The following is an 18,443-nucleotide window of genomic DNA, read 5'->3' as shown; positions in this document are numbered from 1 at the left end:
GGAATATGGCGGATATTCTTGTAGAGTGAAGTAAGTTAATTTGCATAAAAAAACCGGATGGGAAAAGGTTCCAAGCCGGTGAGTAGTCTATTAGGCCGTGCCGGTTAAATGATAGGACATCCGTCGCAATAGTCATGATCCGCTCTGAGTTTATAGGCCAGACAGCAGGTAGCCTTCACAGATATCGTATCGTGCGGAGGGTGGGGGTCTCTCCGGAACTTGGGTGTGATACGGAACGGATTGCTGCGAAGTCCGAATGCCTCCGGCGTCAGCTCCCAGAGTACAGCTTGGAATTGCCTGTGGATGTGGCTGCGGCTGCACTCATTGGAGGCGTCAAGAGCATCCTCTTCGATAAAAGTATACAACTGATTATAGACATGCTTCCACAGCATCACCGCTTTGGTCTGTGAAGCCTCGGCAAGCGCCGCAATAATTGGTCTGACCTCGTTCGTGTAGAACAACCCAAGCTCATCTATGATCTCATTTCCATTCCTGTTCCGGTCATTGATACCCTCCCGGTGGTTATGGATAGGGAAGGCGAATTCGGGATAACCATCCGTGCGGACGAGCTGCACAGACAGGTTATTTAGTCGCAAGGCATGAGCCAGCGGATCTGCGGCTGTGAGCAGTGCGTATTTGGCTCCGCAGATCCCGGCGATCCATGTGCAGAAAATGGCTGCCGCTATACGTTTATCCTCAGTCCCGAGCATGGAAGCATAAGTGGTAAGCAGATGCTCAGCATGTGCGGGCATACATAATTCTGTCAGTCGTAAAGTAACCACTGCGTTCTCAACAGCTTCAGGGGAGATGAAGTAACGTTCAGCCCTCTGGAGCTCGCCAGTGTTGCCCATCTGAAGCCCCCCTTTATTTGGAGTTGCCTTCAAAGGCTTGAAGCACCGCATCCACCGCATAACGGTTAGCCAGAGGAGACATCCCCAGGTTGAACCAATCCTTGCCGGCCATGGTGTAGACCTGGTTCTTTTTGACCGCAGTCATGTTCTTCCATAATGGACTCTTCAGCATATCTTCATAGGTTTTCTTCACCCCGGCATCGTCCTCGTTATTCAACTGAAGGAAGATGTGATCGGGATTATACTCCGGCAGCTTCTCCAGTGAGATGGATAAGGAAGGATCTTTAGTCGGGAAATTCGGGATCATCTCCAGCCCAAGCGTAGTGTGAAGGAATTTTCCGCGGTCAATCTGATCCCCGTAAAGAACGAAGCTGCCCGGCATCACCATCATGTACATCACCGTTTCATTACCCACCAGATCATCCAGCTTCTGCTTGGCTTCTGCCTCCTGAGCCTCCAGATCCTTAATTACCTTCTCTGCAAGCTCCGTCTTGCCGAGTACCCCGGCGATATCCTTCAGCTCATCCCGCCAGTCATCGCGCTGCGGCAGCAGAACCGTCGGAGCGATCCCCGACAACTGGTCACAGTCCTTAGCCGACCACCATGTAGGGGCGAGGATCAGATCAGGATTGGCAGAGAGAATCATTTCAAAATTCGGAGTTTGGGCTATGCCCATCTTCAGCGTATCCTTGAAGGGCTCCTCTAGATAAGTCGGGAACTCCTCCTGGTAGTTCTGTACAGCAACGGGCGTAACGCCTAACGCTTGTAGAAACTCAGGGTAGACTACGGATAGGCCGACGACACTGGTCGGATGGGCCGGGATCTTAATCTCGCCCTTCTCACTGCCTACTACCCGGAAATCGGCTTCGGCGTCTGCGGCCACCTTGGCCTGTCCACTGTTGTTGGAGCAAGCCGTCATTAACAATGTTAATACTATCGCCATGCAGAACACCATTCTTTGTCTTATCTGTCGCATATCTTCAATAACCTCCTGAGTATGAATACCTGTCATCTCACCTGAGAGTGAGAATCAATATCACTGTTAGGAGTATAAAACAATCTGAAGGATTCGACTATTGACAATCGCGCCAATATTTCATGTCTGATTACGCCAGAGTGCCAGCGCGGAGTCAAGAACCAACTCCTGGGTGAACGAGCTATACTCAGTCCAAGGGTAGGGAGGGAGGTACTCGATTCGTGAAAACCCTGCGGGATCAGGGGGCAGCAAGGACTCTCTGTCCCGGAATGCAGACCATAAGGCTTGCGAAGCTGCATCCTCATCCACTATGAACAGCAGCTTGTCCGCATCTGACGACCACAGCTCCTCCGGGGTTATTGTCTGATTGCTCAGTCTACGATCCACAACGGACGCCGGAATGAAATTCAGATCATCATAGAATACCTCAGCTAAGCTTCGCGTAGATAGCAAGGTGATGGACTGCCCGGATATGCGGGCAAGGAGCAGCTTGCCCATGGCTGAATCTTGACCTAATTGCGCCCGGATGCTCTTGGCCTTACGCTCATAGTTGTTCAGCCAAGCGGCTGCTTCCGGTGCTCTGCCCACGCATTCTCCAATGAAGTGTAATTGCGTGCGCCAATCCGTCTGGAGCTTAGACACAAAGAACGTGGGGGCAATCGCCTGAAGCTGCGGTACCATCCTCCGGCTGACCGATGGTTCCAGCCCCAGAATATAATCAGGGCGGAGGGAAGCAAGCTGCTGGATGCGGATAGCGTCATCTTGGGCAAGCGGCAGAACCGCATCTGTCTCATATTTACGGCGGTAATATTCTGTCCAGGGATGGTCAGCCGGTGCGGCGCAGGGAATAATATTCAGGGTAAGCAGCGTCCCAATCAGGCTGCCGTGGTAGGCAACGATCTTCAGCTTGGCATTCCGCATGAAGGTCGCGGGAGCTACACCGGTAATTTGCTTGAATTTGCGCCGGAAATAAGGAACGTCCTTGTAACCGACATAAGCGGCGATATCCTTTAATTCATAATTCGAATGCGGCAGCATAAGACTTCTTGCTTGTCTGATCCGATATTCGGTCAGGTATTCGATGGCGCTAAGACCATATTTGTGCTTGAACAGCCGGATGAAATGCCTTACGCTAATGCCCGCTTCCCCAGCCAGCAGGGAGATGGACAGCTCTTCACGGTAGTGCTGTTCTATATAGGTCTTGGCGCGTTCCATAATCGTATCGGTATCGCTAGGCTGCAGCTGCCGGGCATCGCTGAGCAGACTGAACAGCAGCTCATAGAATCTGCTCTGGGCAAGAAGCTGCTGTAAGGGGTCTGTACTGCCAAGGGAAGCGGTGATAGCCTCACAGTGTTTACTGTATGTAACTGAAGAAGAGATTGTTGTTTCTCCTTCCAGGGAGAAGGGGAGCGGGGGCTCCGTTGAGCTTATTCGGCCCGGTTGTACAGGCGGATTCTGCTGGCTAAATACATCAAACCGCAGAATGTATATATTCGGTTCGCCTGAACTGTCCAGGCAGGCTTCGATTAATTGCCCCGGCAGGCAGACAAAGGCAGCTCCCGCTCTGAGTTCGCCATACCTGCCGTCCACAGTGATCCAGCCCCGGCCCGAAACTGGAATCAGGAGCAGATGCGATTCAAGGAATTGCAGTCGGAGTGAACACCCTCCCGTGAGACTGCTGTTCTGCTCGCTGCTCCGAAGCCTGAACCACATCTGATCAAGCTGTCCGAAGGCTCCCGCAGGCGGGATTCCATCCTTACTGTTCATTCTTTGCACTCCCGTTCGCTATTGTGCGCTTATTTCTTACATTACTTGAGCATCGTCTGCTTACTGGCCAGTCGTTCGGCAATATCCTCCGCTTGCAGGATAGAGGTATACGGGTCTGAGCTTAGGTATTGATGAATATCCAGCTCATACACCTGGCCGTTACGGACTGCATCCAGTTCGCTCCATATCCCGGGAATGGTCTCGTCAGATGCGCCTACTGTTTTCATCACCAGCAGATAATCACCTACATACTGCCCGAACACCTCGGAGCTGATTTCAATGCTCTCCTTATTCTGATCAAAGAGCTCCGTCTTTACTTTCTCAGCAGGAGTCAGTCCAAGCAGCTCGTAGACGGCCTTGCCGCCCCGATTTGCACTTTTGCCTACAATGCCCACACTTTTTAACCAGTTAAAATCCGTTATCGTGAAGGTTGCGCCAGCCGGCACAGCAGCCTGTGCTTTGGCACGGGCGGCCTGGGTCCGCTCCCCGAAGGACTTGTTCCACTTCTGAGCTTCTTCCTGACGGTTAAGAATTTCTCCCATTGCGCTGACCTCTGCCTGCATGGAGTCATAATCATCGGCTATGAATACGACAGTAGGGGCGATTCTGGAATAAGCTTCATAAGCCTCCTGGTTCCAGGTGATGATCAGGTCCGGATTAAGCTGAATGATCTTCTCCAAGGATACCTCGTTATGGTTGCCGATATCTTCCACGCCTTCAAGCGGCTTGCGCAGGAATTCCCCGTAGTCCAGCAAACTGCCCGGAACGCCTACCGGCGTCAACCCAACAGCCAGCACATCGCCAATGTTCCAGTCCACAACCACCCGGGAAGGGTGTGCAGGGACCTCCACATCCCCTTTTACAGTTGAGAGAATACGCTTATCCTGTGAATGGTCGGCTGTATTCCCTGGACGGCCGGAATTCTGCTTAGAGCATCCTGTGAGCAATATAGCCATTGCCAGCATACACAATAAGGCTATGTAGTACAAATTGAACCTTTTGATAATGTTCGACCCTCTTTCTTATTGAGAACTATTATCACTATAGAAGGTGGTCTCTATTTACACAATGACCAATCAGGAACATTCGGCATACCTGTTTCGGAACATGGGAGGCATTGCACTGAGAATCATTATCATATACTATGGGGACAGATGATAACGAATCTTGAAGTGTTCAAGCATTGAGACTGGAGTTTTCTTATGAATATAGAGGGGTATATTGAGCTTTGGGATAATCAGGCGGTCCGTCTGCTGGATATCCGTCAATCAGGCATGGAACCGGGAAGGGAATACAGAGAGCAGCGGCTGTCCTCCCATACCTTTATTTTGGTGCAGGGACGGGGCCAGCTGTGGTTGGATGAGACGCCTCATGCATTGGATGGCTGGTATGTATTGCACGGAAGTAAAGGCGCCGTTGTGCGTATGAAGGCTGACACGGGGATTGAGCTGTACTCGATCATGTATATGCTGGTTGAGACTGAGGGGGAGGTGCAGGAACCGCTGAATGAGCAGCTTCCCGGCATAACCTTACAGTGTGAATATGGGTTGAAGCCGCATTATCCGCTCCCGCTACTGGAGCTTGCTTCCAGGCTGTATGAGAAGTGGGGAAATATAGCTTTTCTTGAACGGATTCAAGTCACGGCGATATTCTACCAGTGGCTCTACGAGCTGCTGCAGCAGATGCATCAGCAGCAGCAGGAGATCAGCCTCTTTGGTCCTGACCGTACCCGTCTGGCTGTTCGATATATGCAGGATCATTACGGTACCCCCCTGACTGTAGCTCATGTTGCTGCTGTGACCCATTGCAGTCCGAGATTATTAACCAGACTGTTCAAGAGCAAGCTGCAGACAAGCCCCGGGCAGGTACTGGCGCGTATTCGTCTGAATAGAGCCTATGAGCTGCTGCATACGGAAGCAACCTTGCAGGAAATCGGAGAGCGGGTAGGTTATGCCAACGCCTATGCCTTTAGCCGTTTTTTCAAGAAGCACGAGGGTGTATCTCCCGATTATTACAGGCGGCAGATCAGCGATTGTGAAAGAGAAGGCATACAGGACAGGATAATCCTGCAACCGCGCACTATACAGATGGCCCATGAGACCCTTATAGAACAGACAAGAGGGCGTACTTCCCCTATGGCGGGTATCGGGCACAAAAGAAGAAATATACAAACGGTGATGGGTGAGATTACTATTCCGGACAAGCCTGAGCGGGTAGTTATAGATTGGAGCCTGGGAGAAGTGCTGGCTTTGGGTCTGACACCTGTGGGAGCTCCGCATACCTTGTTGGACAGCAACCGGCTGCTTGGGCAGTATATAGGTTCTGAGGTACAAGATATCGGCAACCACAACCAGGTATCTATAGAGAAGGTGCTTGAACTTGAACCTGATCTGATCATTACCTGGGACAAGACAGCCTTTGCTTCCTTTGCGAGGATAGCTCCTACAGTAGTCTTTCAGAGTGATCATTTCCGTTCAGCCGGGGAAGGGATCGCCGCCATGGGGCATATTCTGAACCGCACTCAGGAAGCGGCGAAGTGGATTACCGAATATGAGACACGGGCAGCTTATGTGCGGAATGCGATATTGCGGCAATGCCCGGAACGGCGGACGTTCACTGTGATTGACCCGAATTGGAGTCAGGAGATTCGGGTTATAGGCAATGCAGCCACCCGGGGCGGGAGAGCTGCCTATGAAGTGCTGGGGCTGCAGCCGCCATGGAAAGTGTGGCAGGAGCTGTTCGAGCAAGGACATGAGTCGATTTGGATTGATCAGCAGGACATTGCCCAATACACGGAGGATTATCTGCTGGTTCTAAGAAGCAAGCAGAGTGGAAGGGAGGGGCACATGCCGGATATGACTGAACTTCACCGGGCAGCCGGCTGCGGGATCATAGAGCTGCAATGGGAGAACTACTTCTTGTCCGATCCGCTCTCGGCTCTGCTGCAGGCAGAGGAAATGACCAAGCTGATTGCTCAAGCGGATCAAGGATAAATGAAGAGAGTTATACAAGTATGTAAGCTTATTAGTTATAGAGGTGCTTCTATGGAGTGGTCAGAAAGAATACGGTTATGGAATCATGTGCCTGTGAAAGTGTTGGATGTTCGTCATGTGATCATGCAGCCGGGAGAGAAGCTTCAGAGTTATACTTTGCCTTCAAGTGCGTTTGTGTTCACGAATCAGGGTGAAGCCAAAGTCATGCTGGACGAGTATGGGAGCGCATCAGGCAATCACCAGGTCGTACATGGCGGAAAAGGTGCAGTTCTTCATATCTGCTGCTTGAGCAGTACGTTTGATTATTACCTGATCTTATACAAGCCTTGTCCCGGCAGTCCATTCACAGACCTGGCGGGGGGCAAGCACAATCCGTTCCAGCAGCCCTATGTCTTCCAAGGGAGCGATCCCTGGATGATCCTCTCCCTGCAAGAGCGCATGCTTCAGCTTTGGAAAAGCGGAGGGGAGCTGGAACGGATGCAGGTGACCGGACTGTTCTATCAGTTCGTGTCTGAACAATTTCGTCAGCTCCAGCTGGCGGGAGCGCAGCAGGCGGAACCGGATCTGGCTGAACAGATCGCCCGTTATATCCGGGAATATTATCGCCAGCCCCTCTCTATGACAGCTATGGCTGAGCTGTTCCACTACAGCGCCCATCATTTGGTGAGGGTATTCAAGCGTAAGTATGATTGCAGTCCCATGGAGTATGTGAGCCGGACCCGGATGCAGCAAGCCAGAACCCTGCTGGCAGGGACAGATGCTCCTATCCGCCATGTTGCTGAAAGTGTCGGGTATACGGATTTCTATTACTTCAGCAGACTTTTCAAAAAGCTGTACGGAGAGACCCCCGCCCAGTTCAAAATGCACGCACCGTTACACAAAGGTTCAATTCCTACCAATGATATGCCGGAATCGTTCATTGCTCCAGCGAAAGAACAACGCTATATTGATATCAGTGATAATCATTATCAATACAGAACATGGAGTGTGAATGATTTGAAAGTTAGCTATAAACCCCCTTTTGCCGTATCCCTCTTGTTCAGTCTGTCTGTGCTGCTTGCAGCTTGCGGAGGCGGGAATACGAAACCCGAAGCAGCAGCAACAAGAATATTTACCGATGGCTTCGGCAGACAGGTGGAAATTCCAGTCGAGCCTGGCGCGGTAGTGGCGCTCGCTTATGGCGGTTATATGCTTCCTCTCGGCCTGATGCCGGCGGGTGTCAACCAGGAGACGCTGGATCAATACAAAGAAGAGATGAAGACTGTGGAGAATATAGGGGCAGGAACAGGCAGTGTTGAGGCCATCTCTGCATTGGAGCCAGATCTGATTATCATTCCGGACTATCTTGGTGAAGATGTAATTGAGACCTATGAGAAGATTGCTCCAACTGTAGCAGTCGCCTGGGGCGGTGACCCGGATGTGGTGAATACCTTAACAACCATGGGCGATATTATGGGTAAGCAAGAGGAAGCGGAGCAATGGATTGCTTCCTTCGATGAGAAGCTGCAGGGCATCCGCGATAACATCAACATCAAAATTGATGAAGGAACTACAGCGATCTCATTCATTATCCGTAACGGAGAGGTGTTGCTCGGAGGGGAAGGAGGTACCTTGGGCAAGCTGATCTATCAGGATTTCGGTTTTGCAATGCCTGAGCAATTCAAGCCCTATGCGGATGGGGGAACGGTACTGTCCATGGAGATGCTGGTGGACAAGCCGGCGGATTACTTTTTTACACAAATGACGGATGAAGAGCTGGCTACCATGATGGAGCTGTTCAAGGAGCCTGTCTATCAGAGCATCCCTGCGGTGAAGAACAACCGGATTATTAATGTATCCCGTGTGAACTGGAACAATGGCCCTTATACCGTAGACAGAGGCGTTGATGCGTTGATTGAGCAGGTATCGAAGCTGCAGGAATAGACGGCTGGACCTGAAGCAGCCCCGGAAGCATGGAGACATCAGACTTTTAAATGATGATTTTCCGAGAAAAAAGACACTCTCCTCAGAACAATGAGCAGAGTGTCTTTGAGTTACCGGCTTCCCCTCATAACGGATCGAATTTCTTCTGGCGCAATGAACTCGTGAATGATGTGACGGAAGGATTCGTGATTATCATAGCTGTTGTACATACGCCAGGCCAGTGTGTGGGAGCTGCCAAAAAATAACCGCTCAAACTGGATTTGTCGCCCTCCGAATGCACCCGCTCCGAGTTCCCAAGCAAGCCGGAATAAAGCGTTTCGGAACCAGGCCTCTGAAGCCGAACCCTTCAAATACTGACTAAGGTACGTACCCGCGCTTGTATCGAAGTCGGACTCCGAGAGGATCATGATGAGACCGCTTGAACTGATATTTTGAACCATTTCAATCAGTTCCGGATAAAATTCCGAAAAGTGAACAGACGAAGCCAAAAGTGGACCTTTGTCTGGAACGAGATATCCGAATTTGTCCGGGGAAGCCCCTATTTCAGAAGCAAGTCTTAAGGCTTTGAAGGTCTCTAAATAGGTTATCGTTCTGGAAATAGGCTGAATAGTATGGGGCTCAGGGATAACGTTTTGTTCTTCCGCCAAAGATTCCAGCAACCCGAGAAAGAACTCTGTTTTAGCAATATAGCGGGTGATGATTTGATGGGCCAGATGCGTATGGAAGTGACTCTCGCCGAACAATCGGGAACAGTACATTTCATCTCCGTAATAAAATACACGGTCATGAGGGATAAGAACGCGGTCAAATATGACTAGTGTATCCATTTCTTCATATCTTGAGCTTAACGGATGGTCGTAGGCAGAGGAGGCTGCGTAGCTTTCACGGCAAAAAAAAGTCATCCCGTGCAGATCATTTGGCACAGCGAAGGCAAACGCAAACGGATTATCATCATCCACAAACGAGGGGGAAGGCGTCGGGAATACGAGCATTTCATCGCATGTAGCCCCTTGTGTTGCCATCATAAAAGCACCGGTTACAATGATCCCTTCATCATTGATTTCTACGACTTTAGCAGCGATAGAATCCTCTGTAGCATCAATCTGGCCGGATATTTTGCTTGCTTGCGGCTGGATGAATGCATGGGATAAGGTAATGTCATGATCCCGGCAGTAAGCATAGTACTTCCTGAGGTTCTCAGCATATTTCGGATTCAGCTCCTCAAGGATACCGGCAGCTGTAAACAGAGACATGAGGGCTGTATTCATATAATCCGGGGAACGTCCTAAAAAGCCATGATGGCAGTTGGACCAGAGCTCAATCATTTTTCTGCGGCGCTGTAAATCTTCAGCATTCTTGGGAGGAAGAAAAGATAGACCAACAGGCTCTCCTGTAGCGGGTGAAGGGTAGGTCATCTGTGCTAAATAACGCTCATCACACTGCATGTCGTACATTTCGGCTTGGGTTTGTATGAGACCTTGAAATGCGGGATGCTTGGATAGAGGACCTTCGATCCGTGTTCCTTTGTAAAAGATATTGATATTTTGCCGGTCGATACGTTCGATGTATTGGCTACCTGTTTTAATAGGCACACGGTTCACCTCTTTAAAAGACAGCTTTCACTAAAAAAAGCCGTGTTATTGCTTTTAATATACGTAACCATGATCTGCTTTGTACATTGTCCGTAGATCGTGAGAGAGAGCCCTAATCCATCTGCAATTTCAGTGAGCCCGAATATGTTGTAAAGCATTCTTTTACCGCCTGCTCCAAAAAAGTTATAATTTCGTTAATGCTCCATTCTAGATAGAAAAGGTGAATCACGCTATGAATCCATTTATGAGAAAAGTCAATGTTCCTTATGTCAAATTCCGCAAAGCCAACACCCTCCGAAATGACTCGACCCAGCATGATTGGCAGCACTGGGCGGGCTACCGGGCTCAGATTCAGCAAGTTCTGGAGCAAACGCTGGAACATAACCGCTGCGGGCGCGGGCATATTTTACTGCTCGGGGCCGGGAACGGAAACGATGTGCCCATTTCGTATATCGAGTCTATATTTGAACGGATCACGATCGTCGATATTGATGAAAAAGCGCTGGACCGTTTTCTGGCCAAGTCGGCACACCCGGAAAAATACGAACGGGCAATCATTGATCTGACCGGAGTAGGAACGGAAGTGTCTTCACCGGATGACTTGAAAGCAAAGGTTGACGATTTGCTGCCCAACGTGGATTTTTCGCCGTTGCATCCTCCTTTTGACGTGGTCATGAATTTATGCTTCACGACGCAGCTCATTTCCGCCTTTTTTTACCGGAAGAAAAACAAGGTTGCCCATAAACCGGAATTCAGCGCTCAGCTGGATCGGCTGCTTGAACGGATTCATATCAACATCTTTCAATCTTTGCAGGCCCTCCTGGCACCGGACGGGGTGATTGTCCATTTAACCGATACTCTGCTGCTGCAGCGCATATTAGCAACCGGCTATACCAGCCCGGCTACTGTGAAGACTCTGGAGCTGACGGGAGGAGATCTCCGTGAAAACTTGGACCTGATTTACGGGCATCTGCCGGAGATGGCGCAACAAGGCTTGTGCTTGCCGGGGGCATTTGTCCACGTTCATCCGCAAATTATGCGGTTGTATAAAGTTGAATTAAGGTTTTCGTTGCTGTGGGAGTTCGTCCATGATGAATACGAAGACAGGGATTACTTTGTGAGTGCGCATGTGCTGACCAAACTGTAGTAGAAGGTAGCCGGACCGGTCATAGGTAGAACTGACGAAGGGGAGTGGGGCTGCTAACCCGGAACGTTTGCAAGTTGTTGACAGAAAAACCCAAAGAGGGCTGGGACAGGTCACTGCCTTTTAACCTGTCCCAGCCCCCAAACCTGCGTCCGACGAAGCTTCTCGGTTCTGATCGGTTGCTTAGCTTTCGATGATAATGCTTTCCAGCTTGAGATTAACCGGGTTTGCGAGCGTATCTCCAACTGGGCATTTGCTTTCCAGGAATCGTACAAATTCTTCAACCTGTTCTTTGGGTGAATCTGTTTTAATACGGAAGGTATACCGAATTTCTGAATAGCCCGGACGCACCTCCGACTTGTTGAAAAAGCCATCCAGATCAAGATCGCCTTCTACATCCACGAAGAAATCCTTGAGGTTCACGCCGAATTTAGGCGCATACACTCTGGCCACGATAGACTGACATGCTCCCAGTGAGGCCAGCAAAGCTTCGACCGGATTCATACCGGTATCAGTTCCGCCTAAGCTTTTGGGCTCGTCAATAATAAATTCAAAGTTTCGGGATGCTACTTTCACTTGGACTCCGTCTTGCAAATGCGCAGATGCTTTAAAGGTTTGGAGAGCGGTCATTTTAAAAATCTCCTTCTATGGTTAGTTTATAATAATTTAAATCATACTTTTCCGCTGTGATTATTTTAAATTTAACGGGTCATATTGTCAATCCTCAAATTACCAACTTGTCGATCTCTGGAACAGCGCGCGCGAAAATGCCGAAAAAGGGCCGTGAGCAGCCTGCCTTCCGGCAACCTGTCACAGCCCCAAAACTCGAGTCCGATGCGGTCAATCGGCTCTTACTCGTCTCCTGTAGCCACCGGGTTATCTTCATAGCTGATCCAGTCACTCCAGCTTCCCGCATACAACCGTACATTTTTATACCCGGCCTTCTCCAGCGCCAGCACATTCGGGCAGGCGGTTACGCCGGAGCCGCAGTAGACGATGATCTCACGGTCTTTGTCCAGTCCGGCATAATGTTCTTCAAGCTGCTCCGCACTCTTGAAGCTACCGTCCGGATTTTGCGTGTCTTTCCAGAAGTAGTTGACCGCACCAGGGATATGCCCGCTGACCGGGTCCAGGGTCTCATTCTGGCCGTGATAGCGGTCATTAGCCCGGGAATCGATCAGCACGGGAAGAGCAGGCACGGCATCCGCAACGTTGACGTCACTCTCAGACTCAGCGCCAGCATTATTAACTGTCTTCTCCGATACCTCCCGCACCTCCTCAACTCCCGCGAGCATCTGCGGCTGAACATTAGCTGTAAAGGTACTAGGCACCCGCACCGGCTGATGATCCGTCACCGGATATTTACCCTCTTTCCACTGGCTGAAGCCGCCTTCCAGAATGAATACCTGCTCATGCCCCAGGTAACGCAGCAGCCACCACAGACGGGCGGCGTTCATGCCGTTCTCATCGTCGTAGGCGACAATGCGAGTATCATTGCCTATGCCGAGCTTCGAGAGCCGGGATGCCAGCACTTGCGGGTCTGGCAGGGGATGGCGTCCGCCATGTTCGCCTACAGGAGCAGACAGATCCAATTCCAAATCGAGATAGACCGCGCCTGGAATATGCTCTTGTTCATAGCTGTCTCTGCCGGCCTCAGGTTGGCCTAATGTGAACCGGCAGTCTACGATGGTCTGTTCAGGCTCATAGAGTCTGGCGAGCAGCCAGCGTTTGCTTACGGTTGCGTCCATATGTATCCCATCCTTTGCTTGTATCATTTGGATTATATTATAGCGGATAATCAGGCATTCCGCATATTATTGAAGCGGTGCAAGCATAGGCTTATCAGGTCAGGAGTGATCGTGATAGTGAGCGGGCTGCTATTCTGTACAGTTTGACCAGAAACAAAAAAAGCTCAGGACTCGCCTGAGCAATGAAATGAGGTTAACTAAGGACGGGACCGATGATGTTCCAGTCTCCGAATGGATATACCTGATCAAATACTATGAATCCGGCTGCATCCCGGGCTACTGCGTATAGCGAGATGTCGTTCACGAATCCGGGAGCACCAGGTGAAGAAACGGTGATACTGTAGTTGGCTACCGTAGTTGGAATGATGAGAGTCACTACTCCATTTGGAGCAGCAATTGCGAACGTTGTTGTGAAATTCAGGGTTTCAGCTATCCCCTCCGGGCCGGCATCTGTGACACTGTAGGCATTGACTACAATGGGTTCGAGTCTTCCTGCGGTGGTATTGGTGATTCGGAGCTGCACAAACTGGGAAATCACTGTTCCGGTTGGTTCGAGGTTGGGTACTGCACCAATCGTATAAATAGGCATTTGGAAATCCTCCTTTTCTTTTGATACAGTAATATATGTAAATCTGATAGATTGTTTTGTATAATTGTCTTTCGTTTACTAAAAAAGGCGACTGGATCAGAGGATAGCGAACCGCCCCTATCCTAGTAGATTTGACATCGCAGTATCCGGATTCTACAATTGCTTCTGAACGTATAAGAAAGGGGGCATAAGCCTACGGAAGCTATATTGAGTCAGGCCTGGCCTGAATGGAAAGGTACGCTGCGCAAACAGAGCGGAGGCTGGAATAATACTACGTATTTTGTGGAGAGCGGGGAACGCCGCGCTGTGCTGCGCGTCTATAATACACATAGAGACAGGAATAAAATAGTGTTCGAGCATACTGTCTTGCAGAAGCTAAACGGATTGAATCTTCCTTTTACAATACCTGTTCCGATTCTTACTGTTACGGGAGAGACGTTAGTACAATTGGAGGATGGAACAGATAAATACGCCTGCCTGTTCGGTTATATTGAAGGAGAATCTCCCACCGAACATGATTCCGGCTTCTATGATTCGCTTGGAGAGGCGGCAGGCACATTATCCGTTGCCCTGGCTAAAGTGGAGACAGGGATAGCTCCAGTGTACCGTCCCTACTACGAGCTGCGGACCTCCTATCCGCTATGCACCCGTGAAGCGCTGCATGGTCTGGTGAAGGACCCGCCCGAATCTCTGAAGGAGCTGCTGCCGGAGCTGACCCTATTAGTGGAGGCCTACGACAATGTGGCTGACTCGCTGGAACAGCTTGAGAGTCTGCCGCATCAGCTGGTACACGGCGATCTGAATGCTTCCAATTTGCTGGTGGATGGGGAGGACTCAGCACAGGTGGTCGCGCTGCTGGATTTTGAATTCTGCACCCGGGATGTACGGGTTATGGATGCTGCTGTAATTCTGTCGGCCTTGCTCAGTCATGAGGACTCGGAGTGGATTATCCGTGATTTCTGGCGGGGTTATAACCGCAGGGTTACGCTGACTCCCGAGGAACTGGCGGCGATTCCGGTGCTAATGCTCCTGCGCAAGATAGACGTATTCCTGCATTTCGCCACCCGCTACTGGGAAGGGACCGATGAGGTGAATGTCCTGCAACAGCAGGTCCGGGAGCTGGCGGCAGAGGTAGCTGCGATGTAGGCGGGAAGCTGCAGGGAACTTGCACTGTCTTCAAGCTTCCTTACAGGAAAAGCTGCTGATTATGTATTCTTTTCATAAGCTCTCTGCCGGATCGGACGACTTCGGGCTGATGATGGTGAGTACCCCAGCAGATATCGCCGAGGGCCATTTTGATGAAGCATATTTGTATTTCAGCAGACTGGTCCTTAAGCACTTCAAGTCCATACCCTGCAAAATAGGCATCTCTGGCTGATGGATGATCTATGAAATATCTGGCGAACAGAATGGAGAAGTTGTCCACAGCCAGCCCCCTCAACAACACACTGAGAAGTTAAGTCCTGAATTGCATCAGCAACATACTGCACCGGGTCAGCATGGTGCCTTAGCTCTATCGGGTTTCCATATTTATCGGGGCGGCCGAACCAGCGGCCTGTCTGCGATAGATGCAGAATCCTTGTTAACTCACCAGCCTTATAAAAAGCAGCTTTAGCAGCACTTGGGCTTAGTGCCGTCTCTCTCATAATGAACCCGTCGATTGCTGTAATTAATATAGCCTGCCAACTCTCCCCCTCGTAAGCAGCTATTAACTCAGGTACATACGGTTTCAACTGACCTATCCAGTGACGGTATGCATAAACCTCAGGATGCCATCTCTGTTTGCGGCTGTACGTTTTTAAGTAATAACATTTAGAGTCCTGATCGGATTGCAGCTTCCAGACCCCGGTTCTCACACTATTCAGCCTGTAGTTTCTCAAGACCTGAAAGCTGCCAATGTCGGACTGAACCTCCTCATACAACGCTGTTGGATGGATATCCAGTGGCTTCATATTCTGTTGGTCCTCCTTCAAAATTAGTTTTATTGACTATTTTACAATAATATCCTATCATAGGAAATTCACTAATCCAAAGTCATACCAAACAGGGCACTCTCCGGCTGGGCGATACCAGAGGGTGCCCTGTTTCACGTGCCTATTCTGTTAGATTAAGCGGTAGCCTGGAGGAAGTTCCCCGCTGCTGCGGATACGGCGGATCTGGTCCAGCGTCAGTCTCTGGTTGGTAGAGATGATCGATTCTACGTCATTGCCGGAGATGAAGTCATCCAGATCGCGGATGCTGTGATTGCCGCGAAGCACGCGGAAGCTGCCTCTGAACCGGGTTCTGCTGAACAGGACGAGCGTAGCATTGCTGCTGGTGGAGAAGAAGCGGAGACTTTCGATGCCATCCAGAATATTGTCCGTATCGCGGATACCGAGATTACCTCTGTAGATTCTGCTTCTTCCCCGGAAGTTTTCTTCGCTGTACACCGTTAGTCTTGGATAAGTCTGCGAGATATGAACCTCTTTATTCATGTGTATTCCTCCTTGAAGCCGTTTTGGCAAAAGCAGCATGATACTGCCACCTGCAATACTATTCTATGTATGCTGATAGAGATTGGTATGGTTAGAACCCCTGCACGTATAGCCTGTTTACACAGTGCTTCAGGAAATTTTTCACAAACCTGCTTTACAAACCGAAATTACTAGTGTACTATTTAACTAACACACCAATACAACATTGAAAATACACATGTTCCAGCTTAGCAATAACCCGTGGAATTAATACTCCACCTATACCGATCCGCACAAGGAGGCTGTAATGAATACAACCGCTCATTATGTTCAGGAGCCGTCAGGCCCTGCGCAAGAACAAACCGTACTGGAAATGCAAGGCGTCAGTAAAGTGATAAAAGGGAAGGCCATTGTAGATAATCTAAGCTTCAAGATCCATAAGGGAGAGATTGTCGGGCTGCTGGGACCGAATGGCGCCGGCAAAACGACCACCATCCGGATGATGACCGGACTGATCCGCATGAGCGGAGGGGATGTTCTGATTCATGGACACAGCATCCGGAAGGAATTCAAGCAGGCGATCTCACAGATCGGGGCGATCATTGAGAATCCTGAGTTCTATCCGCATATGACCGGGTACGACAACCTGCTGCAATATTTACGAATGAGTGATGGAGCCGGGGTATCACGGATCAAGGAGGTCGTGGAGCTGGTGGGGCTGCAGGAGGCGATTAACAAGAAGGTTCGGGCCTACTCCCTCGGTATGCGCCAGCGTCTGGGGATTGCTCAGGCCTTGCTCCACTCGCCGAAGCTGCTCATTCTGGATGAGCCGACCAACGGGCTGGACCCCGCCGGCATCCGGGAGATGCGCGACTATATGCGGAGAATAGCAGAGGTAGAGGGCATTGCCATTCTAATCTCGAGTCATATGCTGGCTGAGATTGAACAGATCTGCCACCGCGCGGTGGTCATTCAGAACGGCAAGCTTGTAACGGTGACACAGCTTACGGAAGCACCAGAGGCGCAGAGTGAGGTAGCGCTTGCTATCCGGGTAGACAAGATTGAAGCTGCACGGACTGTGGCCGGAGCCTTGCAGGGCGTCAAGGTCACTGGAGCAGATGAAGCCCATTCCGAGCTGCATGTACAGCTGCCGGATGGATCCGTACCGGAGCTGGTGGCGGCACTTAGCGAAGCTAAGGTCGGGATATACCGGATTACTGAGAATAGACAAAGTCTGGAAGAGGATTTCCTGAAATGGACAGGGGGCAACCGCATTGCGTAAATTTAATCTGCTTGTGCTGAATGAATGGCTCAAAATATCGAAGAAACGCAGCAATATCATTCCTTATGTCATCCTACTGGTGCTGTCGCTGGCAGTGGGCTATATGACTCGTACATTTGCCGCAGATATGTATGCTTCAGCGGTAGACTTTACAGCGGATTCCCTGCAGCCCAGAGGCATTGGCCAGCTTCTGGCCATTCTGGTGATCGTCGGGACGGCGGGGATTGTATCCAGGGAATACAGCCAGGGGACGATCAAATTTTTGCTGATCCGTGCCCGCAGCCGCACGGCGATTCTGGCCTCCAAATATGTAACTGTACTACTCTATACACTTAGCATGCAGGTAGTTGCGACGGTGGGGCTTTTCCTCTCAGGAGCGGTCTTCTTCGGACTCAGCGGAGGGGAAGCGGGAATCGGTGAGATCCTAACTTCGCTGCTGTATTCAACTGTGTACTGCACCGTCTACGCTACGATCGGCTTCATGCTGGGGATTCTGACGAAATCGACTGGCGTAACCATTGGAGCAACCATCTTCGCCACCACCATCGACAAGCTGGTCATTTCCCGTGAGTTCTACAAATATGTGCTGTTCCCTAATCTTAATCTCGCAGCCTACAAGGATGGCGGTGCGCCGATGCAGGGAATGACACTAACCTTCTCCATTATCCTGCTGTGCATCTACATGACACTGTTCCTGCTTGCAGGCTTCGCCGTCTTCAGACGTAGGGATGTTGCTTGATGGGGATCGAATTCGATAATAACCAGCCGATTTATCTCCAGATCATGAATTACATCAAGGGAGAGATTATCACCGGCAAGCTGAAGCCTGGAGACAAGATCCCCTCTGTCCGTGAATTGGCCGCTGAACTGCAGATTAACCCGAATACCGTGCAAAGAACATTTCAGGAACTGGAGCGTGAGACCATCGTGGAGACCCACCGCGGCATGGGCAGATATGTGACCGGAAGCGAAGAGACGATACTGACCGTCAAAAAGGAGATGGCACAGGATGTGCTGGACCGTTTTATCCGCGGAATGCAGGAGCTAGGCTTCCAGGGCGAAGATATACTTACTGCAGTAGCAGAGAACATCCACCAGCGGGACCAAGAACAGGGGGAGTAAGAA

The 18,443-nt window shown here is 50.4% G+C and carries 17 protein-coding genes; 7 read left to right on the top strand and 10 right to left on the bottom strand.

Annotated elements, in window-relative coordinates; translation table 11 throughout:
* Positions 1-104: 104 nt before the first annotated feature.
* The 4 genes from MHH78_RS21555 to MHH78_RS21540 all read right to left on the bottom strand — a co-directional run bounded on the left by MHH78_RS21555 (position 105) and on the right by MHH78_RS21540 (position 4,550).
* Positions 105-851: a (2Fe-2S)-binding protein gene (locus MHH78_RS21555; RefSeq protein WP_341168763.1), complete on the bottom strand. Its 747-nt coding sequence runs from the start codon at positions 849-851 to the stop codon at positions 105-107.
* Positions 852-864: 13 nt separating this feature from the next.
* Positions 865-1,827, bottom strand: coding sequence for an ABC transporter substrate-binding protein (locus MHH78_RS21550; protein WP_341168762.1), 963 nt, complete (start codon positions 1,825-1,827; stop codon positions 865-867).
* A 120-nt stretch (positions 1,828-1,947) separates the two neighbouring features.
* The gene (locus tag MHH78_RS21545) at positions 1,948-3,594 is read right to left on the bottom strand and encodes an AraC family transcriptional regulator (protein WP_341168761.1); all 1,647 of its coding nucleotides are present in this window, start codon (positions 3,592-3,594) and stop codon (positions 1,948-1,950) included.
* A gap of 41 nt (positions 3,595-3,635) precedes the next feature.
* Positions 3,636-4,550, bottom strand: a complete 915-nt coding sequence (locus MHH78_RS21540) for an ABC transporter substrate-binding protein (protein WP_341168760.1) — start codon at positions 4,548-4,550, stop codon at positions 3,636-3,638.
* A gap of 246 nt (positions 4,551-4,796) precedes the next feature.
* Between MHH78_RS21540 and MHH78_RS21535 the strand changes: the two genes are divergently transcribed.
* Both MHH78_RS21535 and MHH78_RS21530 read left to right on the top strand, forming a co-directional pair.
* Positions 4,797-6,587 (top strand): AraC family transcriptional regulator, encoded by a 1,791-nt coding sequence (locus MHH78_RS21535; protein WP_341168759.1) that lies wholly within the window; start codon positions 4,797-4,799, stop codon positions 6,585-6,587.
* Between the two features lie 51 nt (positions 6,588-6,638).
* Positions 6,639-8,510, top strand: a complete 1,872-nt coding sequence (locus MHH78_RS21530) for an ABC transporter substrate-binding protein (protein WP_341168758.1) — start codon at positions 6,639-6,641, stop codon at positions 8,508-8,510.
* A 110-nt stretch (positions 8,511-8,620) separates the two neighbouring features.
* Here MHH78_RS21530 and MHH78_RS21525 read toward each other — a convergent pair whose 3' ends face one another.
* Positions 8,621-10,102, bottom strand: coding sequence for a 4-hydroxyphenylacetate 3-hydroxylase family protein (locus tag MHH78_RS21525; RefSeq protein WP_341168757.1), 1,482 nt, complete (start codon positions 10,100-10,102; stop codon positions 8,621-8,623).
* Positions 10,103-10,334: 232 nt separating this feature from the next.
* On the opposite strand from MHH78_RS21525, the gene MHH78_RS21520 reads away from it, so the two are divergent.
* A complete protein-coding gene (locus MHH78_RS21520) occupies positions 10,335-11,249 on the top strand; it encodes a hypothetical protein (RefSeq protein WP_341168756.1) in 915 nt (304 codons plus the stop codon).
* 180 nt (positions 11,250-11,429) lie between these two features.
* Here the strand turns inward: MHH78_RS21520 and MHH78_RS21515 are convergent, their stop codons facing one another.
* The 3 genes from MHH78_RS21515 to MHH78_RS21505 all read right to left on the bottom strand — a co-directional run bounded on the left by MHH78_RS21515 (position 11,430) and on the right by MHH78_RS21505 (position 13,583).
* Positions 11,430-11,876 (bottom strand): OsmC family protein, encoded by a 447-nt coding sequence (locus MHH78_RS21515; protein WP_036728968.1) that lies wholly within the window; start codon positions 11,874-11,876, stop codon positions 11,430-11,432.
* A 221-nt stretch (positions 11,877-12,097) separates the two neighbouring features.
* Positions 12,098-12,994: a sulfurtransferase gene (locus MHH78_RS21510; RefSeq protein ID WP_341168755.1), complete on the bottom strand. Its 897-nt coding sequence runs from the start codon at positions 12,992-12,994 to the stop codon at positions 12,098-12,100.
* 193 nt (positions 12,995-13,187) lie between these two features.
* A complete protein-coding gene (locus tag MHH78_RS21505; protein WP_340753882.1) occupies positions 13,188-13,583 on the bottom strand; it encodes a hypothetical protein in 396 nt (131 codons plus the stop codon).
* Positions 13,584-13,790: 207 nt separating this feature from the next.
* Here MHH78_RS21505 and MHH78_RS21500 point away from each other — a divergent pair, with 207 nt between their 5' ends.
* A complete protein-coding gene (locus MHH78_RS21500) occupies positions 13,791-14,729 on the top strand; it encodes a phosphotransferase (RefSeq protein ID WP_341168754.1) in 939 nt (312 codons plus the stop codon).
* Between the two features lie 194 nt (positions 14,730-14,923).
* On the opposite strand, the gene MHH78_RS21495 is transcribed toward MHH78_RS21500, so the two are convergent.
* The gene (locus MHH78_RS21495) at positions 14,924-15,535 is read right to left on the bottom strand and encodes a phosphotransferase (RefSeq protein ID WP_341168753.1); all 612 of its coding nucleotides are present in this window, start codon (positions 15,533-15,535) and stop codon (positions 14,924-14,926) included.
* A 150-nt stretch (positions 15,536-15,685) separates the two neighbouring features.
* Complete coding sequence (locus tag MHH78_RS21490; protein WP_036728954.1) at positions 15,686-16,057, bottom strand: hypothetical protein; 372 nt, start codon at positions 16,055-16,057, stop codon at positions 15,686-15,688.
* Between the two features lie 286 nt (positions 16,058-16,343).
* On the opposite strand from MHH78_RS21490, the gene MHH78_RS21485 reads away from it, so the two are divergent.
* The 3 genes from MHH78_RS21485 to MHH78_RS21475 are packed head-to-tail and all read left to right on the top strand — an operon-like array spanning position 16,344 to position 18,440.
* Positions 16,344-17,318, top strand: coding sequence for an ABC transporter ATP-binding protein (locus tag MHH78_RS21485; RefSeq protein WP_341168752.1), 975 nt, complete (start codon positions 16,344-16,346; stop codon positions 17,316-17,318).
* Positions 17,311-18,057 carry an ABC transporter permease gene (locus tag MHH78_RS21480; protein WP_341168751.1) on the top strand — a complete coding sequence of 249 codons (747 nt, stop codon included), beginning with the start codon at positions 17,311-17,313 and terminating at the stop codon, positions 18,055-18,057. Before MHH78_RS21485 ends, MHH78_RS21480 begins: the two co-directional genes overlap by 8 nt.
* Positions 18,057-18,440, top strand: coding sequence for a GntR family transcriptional regulator (locus MHH78_RS21475; protein WP_341168750.1), 384 nt, complete (start codon positions 18,057-18,059; stop codon positions 18,438-18,440). The genes MHH78_RS21480 and MHH78_RS21475 overlap by 1 nt, the downstream gene beginning before the upstream one ends.
* Positions 18,441-18,443: the final 3 nt, after the last annotated feature.

Origin of the sequence: Paenibacillus sp. FSL H3-0333, from assembly GCF_038002805.1 — a bacterium.
In the GTDB taxonomy this organism is placed as follows: domain Bacteria; phylum Bacillota; class Bacilli; order Paenibacillales; family Paenibacillaceae; genus Paenibacillus_AQ; species Paenibacillus_AQ silagei.
The sequence above is the reverse complement of the archived record's forward strand: the minus strand, read 5'-3'. Positions and strand labels throughout refer to the sequence as shown.